This is a genomic window from Azospirillum canadense (assembly GCF_025961225.1).
GTDB classification, from domain to species: domain Bacteria; phylum Pseudomonadota; class Alphaproteobacteria; order Azospirillales; family Azospirillaceae; genus Azospirillum; species Azospirillum canadense.
Genome location: NZ_JAOQNG010000004.1, coordinates 137279 through 150000, shown reverse-complemented (window position 1 = coordinate 150000; position 12722 = coordinate 137279). Strand labels below are relative to the sequence as shown.

Sequence of the window (12722 nt, the reverse complement as noted above, 5' to 3'; positions counted from 1 at the left end):
GTGGACGGGCCATCGCTCAACGGATAAAAGGTACGCCGGGGATAACAGGCTGATGACTCCCAAGAGTCCATATCGACGGAGTCGTTTGGCACCTCGATGTCGGCTCATCACATCCTGGGGCTGGAGCAGGTCCCAAGGGTTCGGCTGTTCGCCGATTAAAGTGGTACGTGAGCTGGGTTTAGAACGTCGTGAGACAGTTCGGTCCCTATCTGCCGTGGGTGTCGGAGTTTTGCGAGGATCTGTCCCTAGTACGAGAGGACCGGGATGGACATACCTCTGGTGGACCGGTTGTGACGCCAGTCGCATCGCCGGGTGGCTAAGTATGGACGGGATAACCGCTGAAAGCATCTAAGCGGGAAACCCACCTCTAAACCAGAACTCCCTTGAGAGCCGTGACAGACCATCACGTCGATAGGAGGCATGTGGACGGGCGGCAACGCCCGAAGCTGAGCCTTACTAATCGCTCGATCGGCTTGATCCCATCGCCGCCGCGCCACGCGCAGCGGCCAGCCCACACACAAGCAACAGCAACTCCGCCGCAAGAAGCAAACGTCCTCACTTACAAGACAGCCCGTCCGGTTGGATGGCTCGCGTGTGCCTTGGTGACCTGGTGGTCATGGCGAGGCTCCCAACACCCGATCCCATTCCGAACTCGGCCGTGAAACGCCTCAGCGCCGATGGTACTGCGTCTCAAGACGTGGGAGAGTAGGTCGCCGCCAGGTCACCACGGCACACGCCAACACCCAGCCGGTTGGAAGCGCTGAACATCGCACCGTCACTTGCACGTCTTCACGAACACACCAAAAGCCGGCGCTCCCCACAAGGAGCGCCGGCTTTTCGTCGTCCACTCCGCGCCATTACGACTCTCGCGTTTTATTAGATTTTCCGGCTGGTCTGGCCGGGATGATCAGCTGGCCACAGCGGGCAGGCTGACCAGGGGCATCGTCGATGCGGAGCGATAGTTTCCAGCGTCATGTAGCGCGCCCGCTGCACCGCTCATTCATCGTTCTTCTCCAAGATGATGGCAGCGATGAGGCGGTCATCGTTTCTTCATTCGGAAATACGCCGCGTTTCGCGGGGCGGCCCTGCCGTTCGCGGATGGAGATGAGCGTCATAGGGCTGCCTTGCCGCTTGTGCGCACGATCCGATCCGCCGCTCCAGATTGATGAGCACAGCTCATCATAACATGCAGCTTTGAGGCGGTAATCACGGATGCGTGCCTCAGCTATCTCTGTTCTGACGGATCAACCCGGCATCTGATTGGCGAAATGGCGGCTTGGCCAAGCAATGCGCTGACCACCGACGGAGTCAGCCTGACTGGAGAAGCGACCGACACCAGCAGACCGTCCCACCGGTGCAGAGCGCCGCCGCCGGTGGCTGGACATTGCCGTGCGGCGGCCATTGTGGCTTTGAGGTTTAATGAAAACGCTGGAACAAGTCTTCTGGAAGGGCGACGAGATCGCGGAAGGGTCAGCGGCGTGGGGCGCCGTCTTTGCGCTGTCGCTGGGCGCGTTCGCCTTGGTCGCCTCCGAGTTCATGCCGGTCAGCCTGTTGACGCCGATCGCGTCCGATCTGCGGATCAGCGAGGGGCAGGCCGGACAGGCCATCTCCGTGTCGGGCGTGTTCGCGGTGTTGACCAGTCTCTTCATTTCGGCGGCGGCCGGTAGGCTCGACCGTAAGGTGCTGCTGCTGGCGCTGACCGGCCTGATGATCGTCTCGGGAACCGTCGTGGCGATCGCCCCGAACTATGAAATCTTCATGATCGGCCGCGCCTTCATCGGCGTCGCCATCGGCGGGTTTTGGTCGATGTCGGTGGCGACGGCGATGCGGCTCGTTCCTGACGATCGAGTGCCGCGGGCTCTTGCCATCGTGAACGGCGGGAACGCCCTTGCCACGGTCGTGGCGGCACCGATGGGGAGCTTTCTCGGCGGCCTGATTGGTTGGCGCGGCGCCTTCTTTTTCGTCGTCCCGGTCGCGGCCGTCGTCTTCGTCTGGCAGTTCCTGAGTCTGCCGACGATGAAGACAGAAGCCCGGAGGGGCTCCGCAAACGTCTTCAGACTGCTGAACCGGCGCGTGGTGACCTTGGGCATGGCGGCGGTCAGCCTCTTCTTCATGGGGCAGTTCGCGCTGTTCACCTACCTGCGGCCGTTCCTGGAAACGGTGGCCCATGTCGATGTTTCCACGCTGTCGCTTATGCTCCTCATGATGGGCATGACCGGCTTCATCGGCACGACCCTCATCGGAGCCTTCCTGCAGGACAACCTCTACCGGGCGCTGGTCACCATCCCGGCGCTAATGGCGGTGATCGCCTTGGCTCTCGTCACCGTGGGCGGCGGGACCGCCGTGACAGCGGTGCTGCTGGGCATCTGGGGGCTGTTCGCCACCTCGGCGCCGGTCGGCTGGTGGACATGGGTGGCGAGGACGCTGCCGGACGATGCCGAGGCCGGCGGCGGCCTGATGGTCGCCGTCGTTCAACTCGCCATCACCTTGGGTGCGGGCGTGGGCGGCCTGCTGTTCGATCGGAGCGGTTACCAAGCCACGTTCGGCTTCAGCGCGGTCCTCCTCGTCGTTGCCGCCCTCCTGGCTGTGATGACGTCGCACAAGGGTCGATTCCAGTCGGCCTAGGGAAGGATCGATCCAAGCAGAGCAGTGACCGGCGGCGGCCCGATGCCGGTACCTGATCACCGTCAGCGCCCTGGTCGCCTCGGGCCAGGTGGCGCAAATTCCCTTTCACCTCAACCGGGCGATGGACAACGGCCTGACGCGCGACCAGGCCTCGGAAGCGCTCACCCACCTCGCCTTCTACGCCGGTTGGCCCAACGTCATTTCGGCGCTGCCCGTCTTCAAGGACGTGTTCGAGAAGCGTGCGGGCTGACACGGCGCTCGGCCGCACACCCTGTCCTCACGCGCCCCGGTAGCGCAGCGCGTCGACGAGCAGCGCGAAGGCCGGCGAGGACTGGCGGCGGCTCGGGTAGTAGAGGTGGTATCCCGACCAGGACGGGCACCAGTCGTCCAGAACCCGCTGGAGGTGCCCCGCCTCAATGTGCGGCTGCGCCAAATCCTCGGGCAGGTGGGCGAGTCCGAAGCCGGCCAATGCCGCGTTGAGGATGTGGAAGATGCTGTTGAAGACGAGTTGACCGTCCACGCGCACGCGCAGTTCGTGACCGTCCTTCTCGAACTCCCACGCATAGATTCCCCCGTGGGTGGGAAGCCGCAGGGTAACGCAGGCATGACCGAGCAGGTCTTGCAGCGTTTCCGGCGGTGGGCGCTTGGCGAAATAGGAGGGCGCTCCGACCACCGCGAAGCGGACGTCTGGCCCGATCCGCACCGAGATCATGTCCTTGGCGACCTGCTCGCCGAGACGGACGCCGGCGTCATAGCGCTCGGCAACGATGTCGGACAGGCCGTAGTCGTTGATCAACTCGACCTTGATGTCCGGATACTCGGGCAGCAACCTCTGCAGCTTCGGCCAGAGAAGGCCGTCGATCGCGTAGTCGGTGGCGGTGATCCGGATGGTGCCGGCCGGCTTTTCCCTGAACTCGCTCAGGGCTTCGAGTTCGGCCTCGATCTCGTCGAAGCGGGGACCAATGGTCCGCAGAAGGCGCTCACCGGCGTCCGTCGGGGAGACGCTGCGCGTGGTGCGGGTCAGCAGCCGGATGCCGAGCCGTTCCTCAAGATGGCGAACGGTGTGGCTGAGCGCCGACTGTGAAACGCCGAGCTTGGCGGCCGCCTTGGTGAAGCTCTGCTCCCGCGCGACGGCCAGAAAGGCAAGGAGGTCATTCACGTTCTCGCGCGGCATTGATGAATTTCCCTCATGGGATCGGGCAGTTCCGACACTACTGCAAGCCGGGGCTCCGCGTTACTGCATTCCCGCGCGGCATTCATGAGCTGCGCTCATAAGCCTATGCGGAACTTGCCGTCTATTCGCCTTCCGGCACGGCGGCAAAGATCACATCCAACGCGGAATCCACCGCCTTCCGTTCCGCATGTCCCAAAGGTTCCTGATGTCCGCCACGTCCTCTCGCCCCGCGGTCGCGCCCAGCGTCGTGGTGGTGCTCCTGCCGATCATGGCGGTGGTCCTGACCGTTTTTCTGATCATCGGCCTCGCCCTGCCGGTGCTGCCGCTGCATGTTCACCAGGGCCTCGGCCTCGACACCGTCGCGGTCGGACTCGTCGCCGGAAGCCAGTTCGCGGCCTCGCTCGTCTCGCGGGTGTGGGCTGGCAACCACGCCGACAGCCGTGGCGCCAAGCGCGCCGTCATCACGGGCTTGGCCGGTGCCGCGGCGGCCGGTCTGATCTATCTCCTGTCCCTTCGCGTCGTCGATGCTCCCGCACTTTCGGTCACGATCCTGATCGTGAGTCGGGGGCTGCTCGGTGCGGCGGAGAGCTTCATCATCACCGGGGCGCTCAGCTGGGGGCTGGCGCTCGTCGATGCGCGGAATGCCGGCACGGTCATGGCCTGGGTTGGAACGGCGATGTACGCCGCCTTCGCGCTCGGCGCACCGCTCGGCACGGCTCTGTATGAAAGCTTTGGTTTCGCGGCAATCGCGCTGGCGACGACGCTGGTCCCGCTCGCTGCGTTGCTGATCGTGGCGCCGCTCCGGCCGGTGCTGCCGCAGCGGCGCGCGCGCCCAGTCTTCGCGAAGGTGGTCGGGGCCGTCTGGATGCCGGGAGTCGGCTTGGCGCTGAGCAGCATCGGCTTCGGCGCGATCACCGCCTTCATCGCGCTGCTGTTCGTGGACCGTGGGTGGAGTCCGGCCTGGCTGGCCTTCAGCGCTTTTGCCGTTGCCTTCATCGTGGCGCGTGTGCTCTTCGGTCATTTGCCGGACCGGCTCGGTGGCGCCCAAGTTGCCCTGGTCAGCGTGCTGATCGAGGCGACCGGCCAAGCGCTCATCTGGCTGGCGCCCCGGCCGGGCTTGGCTTTGGTCGGGGCCGCGCTCACCGGCTTCGGCTACTCGCTCGTCTACCCCGGCTTCGGTGTGGAGGCGGTCCGTCACGCACCGGCACAGAGCCGCGGCCTCGCCATGGGCGCCTACACGGCGTTCCTCGATCTGGCCCTGGGCATCGCCAGCCCGGCGTTGGGACTGGTTGCGAGCGGGGCCGGCCTGGGCTCGGTGTTCCTCGTCAGCACGCTGGTCGTGCTCGGCGCCGCCGTGATTGCGGGGCGACTCCTGATGGCGCCGACAGCGATCTGAGGAATTTCCGCCTTCTGTTGAAAGGCTAAAAGCAGAAATTATACCCCCGCGACAAGATCAGGCGGCAAGCCGCTTTTTGCTCGATGCACTGTGCACCAACCAGCCTAAGGTGACATGGTGTTGTGCCGGTCCGTTGCGGAGCAACGAGCAAGACGACGTGGTCGGCACGTGGCAACACGACAGTGCGACCGAAGCCCGGCCTCTCGCGGGAACGGAGTTCCCGCTGGCGGCAGGTGGATGCCACAGGCATCCGCTGAGAGCCGGCGAATGAGGCCGTATGAATCTAAAGCGAATGTAAATTCGCTTTAACCGGGATTGTGGGTGTTGCAGAGGGCAAATCTCCATCGGTCCGGACCGTTGGCGTCGTAGCTCGCAGAACCCGGAAGGAAGGAGATCAATCATGCCCGGGCAGCCGCTTGCGGGACCGTTGGCCTATCCGATCTTTCGCCGGCTCTGGATCGGCGGCATCGCCTCCAATCTCGGCACCATGGTTCAAGCGGTCGGCGCAGGGTGGTTGATGGCCTCCATTGTGCCGTCGAGCGACATGGTCGCACTGGTCCAATCGGCAACGACGCTACCGGTCATGCTCTTCTCCATCGTCGCGGGCGTGTTCGCCGACAGCTACGATCGACGAAAGGTTCTGATGGTCGCGCAGCTTATGATGATGACCATCGCATTGGCTTTGGCTCTGGCGGTGGTGTCCGGTTGGATCACGCCTTGGCTTCTTCTGCTCTTCACCTTCCTTCTGGGATGCGGTACGGCCCTGCACACTCCGTCCTGGCAGGCGGCAGTCGGCGATGTCGTGCCGCGCGATCGAATTTCCGCCGCGGTGACGCTCAACAGCATGGGATTGAACCTCACCCGAAGCATCGGTCCCGCGCTCGGTGGCTTTGCCGTAGGTGCCGCGGGTGCGGCCGCCGCTTTCATCGCCAACGCGCTCAGCTTTGTGCCGATGATCCATGCATTGGTGCGTTGGAAGACCGAAGGTATGCCGGCCACTCTTCCCAGAGAGGGCTTCCACCGCGCGGCATTCTCGGGCCTGAGCTATGTCGCAATGTCTCCAAACCTGCTTGCGGTGATTGCGCGAAGCTTCGTCTTCGGATTTGTCGCGATCGCCGTCCTGGCCCTTCTGCCGCTTGTCGCGCGCGATCTCATCGAAGGTGGGGCGGTCGTTTACGGCGCTCTTCTGGGTGCCTTTGGGATTGGGGCGCTCGCCGGTGGGCTCGCGAATGCGCGCGTGCGCGCAAGGTTCAACGCGGAAAGGATCGCGAAGGGAGCCTTTCTCGGCTTTGCCGTCTGTGCCTCGCTCATCGCGTTCAGCCGTGAGCTTTGGTTGACTTGCCTGCTGCTCTTTCCGGTGGGCGCGTGCTGGGTGCTGGCGTTATCGCTTTTCAATGTCGTGCTGCAACTGTCGACGCCGCGTTGGGTCGTGGGTCGCACGCTGTCAATTTATCAGACGGCCTCTTTCGGCGGGATGACCGTGGGCAGTTGGCTCTGGGGGGCGGTCGCGGAGTCGTACGGAACACCGATCGCGCTTGCGATCTCCGGCGGCATGGCGGTTGTCGGGGCATTGATGGGAATGCGCTTCGCCATGCCGGACCTTGTCTCCGTTGACCTCACCCCTCTCAATCGCTTCCGCGAACCCGAGCTGCGGATGAGCGTGACGCACCGCAGTGGTCCTATCAGAATCATGATTGAATACGAAGTGCCGGTTGAAAACGTCGAAAGCTTCCTCGAAACGATCGCCGATCGGCGTCGGATGCGCATACGGGATGGCGTGCGCCATTGGGTCCTGCTCCGGGACTTGGAAAATCCGATGCTTTGGAAGGAAACCTACCAGTTTCCGACCTGGGCCGACTATGTGCGCTTCAACCAGCGTCCGACCCAGGCGGACGCCGATGTATCGGAGCGCCTGCAAGCCCTGTCAAAGGACCGTCGACGGCCGCAGGTGCGCCGGATGATCGAACGTCACACGGTGCCTTCGGTCGATGACATGACGATCAAGATCAACCCCGAGATCATGTAGCGAACCGGATCGGGGCGCCCGCGGTGCGATCTGCACGGCAGAACCATGGCCGAAATGCCGGCGCAAAGCTCCGCGGGGCTTCCGTGTGACCCTTGCCAGGTCACCTTGCCGGGACCGCTATAATGCCAGGTTATCACGCCGTTTCGCCGCGCAGCAGAACCACTTGCGCGGTCCGCATAGGTTAACATATTTATAGTGAGCATATAAAACAATCAGAGGATTTCTCGGTTTAGGTTTTGTATTGAGCGAACACTCCGGAATATAGGCCGACAATAGTGAAGAGAGGCGCGGCAGATATTCTGTTAAAATCGGAAATAGAACGCAAACCAAGCAAAAATCGCGAGTTCTTGCCGTGCCAGCGACGGATTCAATACCGAGCTGGCGCGGAAATCACAGAACCGTACATACAACGATGAGCAATGAGGGAGGAAGTGATGAGATTGGGACTTACAACCGCGTTGATTTCGGCGGGGATGGCGATGGGGTTCGCCGGTCTCGCGTCCGCGCAGGAGGTGACGAAGCTGAAATACGCCACCCACCTCGCCTCCACGGCCCCTGGGGTGGTCGAAGGATCAAACGTCTTCATCAACGCAACCGAGGAGCTTTCCGGCAAATCGGTCAAAATCCAGCTTTATCCGGCGGAGCAGCTGGGAAAAGCGCGTGAGATGTTCGACCTCGTAAAGTCGGGCGCGATCGATGTGGGCACCGTATCGACGGCCCTGGTCAGCAGCGACAAGCTGCCGTTGATGGGAGTGCTGGAAGCTCCCGGCCTCGCGACGAACGCTTGCAGCGTGGTCAACGCGCTGTTTGCGCTTGGCGCTCCCGGCGGCCCGATTTTCGAAGGCGACTTCAAGTCGACCGGCGTGCGGGTTCTGGCCTATTTCCCCTATCCGCCTTACGGACCGGCCGCGTCGCGGGGACCCATCACGAAGGTCGAAGACCTGCACGGCCTGAAAATGCGCAATGCCGGTGGCCTGATGGAGTATTCCGTCGTCAAGCTTGGCGGTGTTCCTGTCAAGATGGGGTCGCCGGAGGTCTTCACCGCCCTTCAACGCGGCACGATCGACACGGTGTTGTTCTCGTTCCTGTCGGTGAAGGAATTGGACCTTTCGTCCATCGCCAAATATGGAACGACCGGCTACAGCTTCGGCACGCCGGGCGATCTTCTCATCATTTCCGAGAGAAAGTTTGCCTCCTTCCCCAAGGCGCAGCAGGACGCTCTTGTGGCGGCGGGCAAGAAGGCGTCGGACCATTGGTGCGCTTACGTCGACCAGACGGAAGCGAAGAACATCGCCGACATGCGGGCGGCCGGCATGAGCATCTACACGTGGACGCCGGATGATATCGCCAAGCTCAACAAGCTGACGGCGGATGTCGCCAAGGAATGGGCAAGCGCCCTGGACTCCCGCGGGAAGCCGGGCACCAAGGTGCTCGAAGGCTTCAAGGCGGCGATGAAGCAGTGATCTCCGATGCATGGGGCGGCCGCGACGTCCGCGGCTGTCGGCCCTGCCATGAGATTTCAATATCTGGCGGTATCAATATGGGTGAAAAGATGTCTGTCGCAGCGGAAAGGGGCATCGCCGCGGAAGATCGCGGATCTTATCTGTGGCGCACCAATATGTTTGTGGACACCATATTGGGTTGGCTGGAAAAGGCGTCTCTTGTTGTCTCGTGCGCTTCTCTGTTCATCATCATGATCTTGGTTTTCCTGGATGCCAGTCTCCGCTATCTGGCCAACAGTCCACTCATCGTTACGGCGGATCTTGTAACGCTCTATCTTATCTCGGCCGCCTTTCTGCCGGTTTTGGCAAACACCCTGCGGCACGGCGGTCACATAAGCGTCGACATCATCGCCCAGCTGCTGCCCCCCAGACTGTATCACATCTTGCTGGGCGTCGCGCTGCTCCTGTCCTCGGGTGTCATCGCGTTGATGGCGAACGAAGTGTACCATCTCGCTCTGGAATCCTGGACGATGAACGAACAGATGGTCGGGATTTATCCTTGGCCCATGTGGTTGGGAAAGGCCATCGTCGCTTTCAGCCTTCTTATGCTGACGCTGAGACTATTTCACATCGCTTGCACACATTGCATCGCCGGCATTCTCAACATTCCTGAATTCGGCATCCCCGTGGCGGAATTGAACGAGATCGAAGAGGAGGGCGTCTGATGGAAGCGCTTCTTGGAACGGTGACGCTTCTTGTCCTGATCTCCATCGGATTGCCCGTGGCGCTGTCGCTTGCCCTGTCGGGTGCGGTCGGATTGTACCTGTTGGGAGGATCGCAGCTCATCCTCGGAATCCTGGGGTCGGCTTCGCTCGGGGCGATCCAGAACTATGAATTCGTCTCGATCCCGATGTTCATCCTGATGGCGAACTTCATCATCTGCAGCGGTGTCAGCGACGACATGTTCAACGTCGCGAAAACCTGGATGGGACGGACGCCGGGTGGTCTGGCCCATGCCACGGCGATCACGGGCGCTGCGTTCGGGGCGATTTCCGGATCCAGCACGGCCGCGGCGGCAACCCTGTCCGCAACCAGCATTCCGGGCATGCTGAAGCAGGGGTACAGCCCGAAGCTCGCGACCGGCGTGGCCGCCATCTCGGGCACCCTGGCGATGCTCATCCCACCCAGCGTCGCCATGATCCTCTACGCGCTTCTCGCCAACATGAATGTCGGCAAGATGCTGATTGCCGGCGTCATTCCCGGGCTTCTGATCACGCTGACGATCATGGCCACCGTTGCCTATCTCGTCTGGCGCGACCCGGATCATGCGCCTTTGGGACAGAGCTACAGCTGGCGTGAGAAGTTCGTCTCCCTGCGATCCTCGTGGACCTTCATCGTCCTGTTCATGATGGTGACGGGGGTCATCTACATCGGCATCGCCACGCCGACGGAGGCGTCGGCCTTCGGAGCCTTCGGGGCGTTCCTGCTGGCCATCCTGCGCAGGACTCCGATGGAGAAGCTGCAACATGCCCTGGTGGTGACCGCGCGGGCCACCTGCATGATTTCCTTCATCATCCTCGGGGCGCTGATCTTCGGGTATTTCCTGACCATCACCCAGGCGACCCAGAATCTGGTCCAATTCCTGGTTGGCTCCGGGCTGCCGGCGTGGACGATCATGGTGATGGTCCTGTTCGTCTACCTCGTCCTGGGCTGCTTCATGGATCTCGTGGCGATGCTGATCCTGACCGTACCGGTGGTCCATCCCCTGATGGTTCAGCTCGGCTACGATCCCCTGTGGTTTGCGGTCGTCACGATCGTGATGGGCGAAGTCGGCATGGTGACCCCGCCGCTTGGAATGAACGTCTTCGTCATCTCGAAATACACGAAGATCCCCGCCTCCGACGTGTTCAAGGGTTCGTATCCGCACGTCGTGGCGCACTTGATCGCGGTCGCCGTGCTGGTTGTTTTCCCGCAGATCATTCTCTGGCTGCCGGCAACCATGCAGTGATCCACGGCGGATCGGCTTTTCAGTTTTCCAAAGTCGCAGTCGTGGTCACGGGCGTTCGGCGCCCGACGCGGGAACCGGGTGCCTTCTCCTTATCGAAGCCCCTTATCGAAGCCCCTTATCGAAGCATTGGGAGCCATGGAAATGGCCATAGAAACGGTTGTCGGTGATCCGCTCTCCAATGCGGTCAAATCAAGGCTCGGGCAGAACGAACTGGCGCTGTCGATGATCGTCCGGCTTGTCCGGGGTGTCGAAATCGCCAGCCTGGCGAAGACGGCGGGGGTCGATTCGATCTATGTCGACCTTGAGCACTGCGCGTTCTCCCTCGATACGACCAGTCAGATCTGCATGGCCTGTCTGGCGGTTGGCGTTGCGCCCTTCGTGCGGGTGCCGGGGGTGGATCCCAACCTGATCGCGCGCATTCTCGACGGTGGCGCGCTCGGGATCATCGTGCCGCATGTCGAAAGCAGAGAGGACGCGGCCGCCGTCGTGCAGGCGGCGAAATATCCCGGCCAGGGCAAGCGGTCGTTCTCCTCGGCGCTGCCGCATTTCCGCTTCGGCGCGGTCGCGGCTCCGGATGCGATGCGGGCGATCAATGCGGAAACGATGGTGGTCGCCATGATCGAGTCCGGCCGGGGGGTCGAGCGGGCCGACGAGATCGCCGGCGTGGCCGGGATCGACATCCTGCATGTCGGCGCGAACGATCTTTCCAACGATCTGGGCGTGCCGGGCCAGCTCGACCACGCGGTCGTGAAAGACGCCTATCGGACGGTCTGGGACGCCTGCCGCCGCCACGGAAAGCATCTTGGCGTCGGTGGCCTCGCATCGAAGGCGGACTTTGCGGACGAACTGGTCCGGATGGGCGCGCGCTACCTCACGACAGGCTCCGATCTCGGATTCATGCTCGGCGCGGCGACGGACAGGGTCGGCCGTTTGAGGCTCGCTCATCCGGTACGCTGATCGCGGAAAAGAAGACAAAGACAGACAAGACGAGGAACGCCCAATGCGAGGAGTCGCCTTCCCCGGTGACCGTGCCATCGACTTCATCACCGTTCCCGACCCGACCCCGGGGCAGGGCGAGGTGGTGATCGAGATCAAAGCGTCCGGTATGTGCGGTTCGGACCTGCATTACTATCGCCGGCCACGCGACGCGGCGAAGGCACCGGTGATCGCCGGCCATGAGCCCTGCGGTGTCGTGGTGGCGGTGGGGCCCGGCGTGGCGAACCCGCACGCACGCGTGGGGGCTCGGGTGATGGTCCATCATTACCATGGATGCACCGGTTGCTCGCACTGCCGCTCCGGTTGGCCGCAGATGTGCCGAACCGTGCCGGTGACCGTCTACGGGTCCGACGACCATGGGGCCCATGCCCCCTATAGGAAGATTCCCGCCGACACGCTGGTGCCTCTCGACGAGCGGTTGAGCTTCGCCGCCGGTGCCGCGATCTCCTGTGGGACGGGCACGGCCTGGGGGGCGTTCGAGCGGATGGCGCTGTCGGGACGCGACACGCTGGCCGTCTTCGGCCAGGGGCCCGTCGGTCTGTCGGCCACGCTGCTCGCCAAGGCGCAAGGCGCCCGCGTGATCGCGCTCGACATCGACGACGACCGGCTGGCGCGGGCGAAGGACTTCGGCGCCGATGTCGTGATCAACTCGCGTGACGGGCACGTTCCCGACGCCATCCGCGAGGTAACAGAGGGGCAGGGGGCGTCGATGATCCTCGAAACCTCCGGCGCCGCCCAGGCCGGGCATGACGCCCTGCGGTCGCTGGCGCCCTGGGGGACGCTCGGGCTCGTGGGGATCGGGTCCGAACTGAAATTCTCGCTGGGCGAGATGCTGCGGACGCAGATGCGGATCATCCCCTCCTGGACGATGTCGATCCAAAGCCAGCGCGCCTGCGCGGATTTCGTTGTCGAACGCGGCATCGCGCTGGACGCGCTGTTCACCGACCGTTGGCACATCGACCAAGCGGAACTGGCCTACCAGAGCTTCGACAGGCAGAGCGGCGGGAAGGGCGTGTTCCTTTTCTGACGGCCCCGGCCCCATCAGAAGCGAACCC

General features: G+C 63.0%; 10 protein-coding genes and 2 rRNA genes (1 of these 12 cut by a window edge). 11 read left to right on the top strand and 1 reads right to left on the bottom strand.

Annotation, left to right across the window (positions count from 1 at the left end):
* The 4 genes from M2351_RS22160 to M2351_RS22145 all read left to right on the top strand — a co-directional run.
* Positions 1 to 481 (top strand): 23S ribosomal RNA (locus M2351_RS22160) (it extends 2265 nt beyond the left edge of the window).
* Positions 482 to 606: 125 nt separating this feature from the next.
* Positions 607 to 722, top strand: a 5S ribosomal RNA gene (rrf, locus tag M2351_RS22155).
* A 697-nt stretch (positions 723 to 1419) separates the two neighbouring features.
* On the top strand, positions 1420 to 2625 hold the full coding sequence (locus M2351_RS22150; protein ID WP_264658225.1) for an MFS transporter: 1206 nt from the start codon (positions 1420 to 1422) through the stop codon (positions 2623 to 2625).
* Between the two features lie 52 nt (positions 2626 to 2677).
* Positions 2678 to 2875 (top strand): carboxymuconolactone decarboxylase family protein, encoded by a 198-nt coding sequence (locus tag M2351_RS22145; RefSeq protein ID WP_319801921.1) that lies wholly within the window; start codon positions 2678 to 2680, stop codon positions 2873 to 2875.
* Between the two features lie 27 nt (positions 2876 to 2902).
* On the opposite strand, the gene M2351_RS22140 is transcribed toward M2351_RS22145, so the two are convergent.
* Entirely contained in the window at positions 2903 to 3799 is an 897-nt protein-coding gene (locus tag M2351_RS22140; RefSeq protein ID WP_264658224.1) for a LysR family transcriptional regulator, read from the bottom strand.
* Between the two features lie 205 nt (positions 3800 to 4004).
* Between M2351_RS22140 and M2351_RS22135 the strand changes: the two genes are divergently transcribed.
* The 7 genes from M2351_RS22135 to M2351_RS22105 all read left to right on the top strand — a co-directional run bounded on the left by M2351_RS22135 (position 4005) and on the right by M2351_RS22105 (position 12694).
* Positions 4005 to 5195 (top strand): arabinose transporter, encoded by a 1191-nt coding sequence (locus tag M2351_RS22135; protein WP_264658223.1) that lies wholly within the window; start codon positions 4005 to 4007, stop codon positions 5193 to 5195.
* Between the two features lie 400 nt (positions 5196 to 5595).
* Complete coding sequence (locus M2351_RS22130; protein ID WP_264658222.1) at positions 5596 to 7221, top strand: MFS transporter; 1626 nt, start codon at positions 5596 to 5598, stop codon at positions 7219 to 7221.
* A gap of 434 nt (positions 7222 to 7655) precedes the next feature.
* Positions 7656 to 8684 carry a TRAP transporter substrate-binding protein gene (locus tag M2351_RS22125; RefSeq protein WP_264658221.1) on the top strand — a complete coding sequence of 343 codons (1029 nt, stop codon included), beginning with the start codon at positions 7656 to 7658 and terminating at the stop codon, positions 8682 to 8684.
* Positions 8606 to 9388: a TRAP transporter small permease gene (locus M2351_RS22120; protein ID WP_264658220.1), complete on the top strand. Its 783-nt coding sequence runs from the start codon at positions 8606 to 8608 to the stop codon at positions 9386 to 9388. Before M2351_RS22125 ends, M2351_RS22120 begins: the two co-directional genes overlap by 79 nt.
* On the top strand, positions 9388 to 10671 hold the full coding sequence (locus tag M2351_RS22115; protein ID WP_264658219.1) for a TRAP transporter large permease: 1284 nt from the start codon (positions 9388 to 9390) through the stop codon (positions 10669 to 10671). Before M2351_RS22120 ends, M2351_RS22115 begins: the two co-directional genes overlap by 1 nt.
* A gap of 141 nt (positions 10672 to 10812) precedes the next feature.
* Entirely contained in the window at positions 10813 to 11628 is an 816-nt protein-coding gene (locus M2351_RS22110) for an HpcH/HpaI aldolase family protein (RefSeq protein WP_264658218.1), read from the top strand.
* A gap of 43 nt (positions 11629 to 11671) precedes the next feature.
* Positions 11672 to 12694, top strand: coding sequence for a zinc-dependent alcohol dehydrogenase family protein (locus M2351_RS22105; RefSeq protein WP_264658217.1), 1023 nt, complete (start codon positions 11672 to 11674; stop codon positions 12692 to 12694).
* The last annotated feature ends 28 nt before the right edge of the window (positions 12695 to 12722 follow it).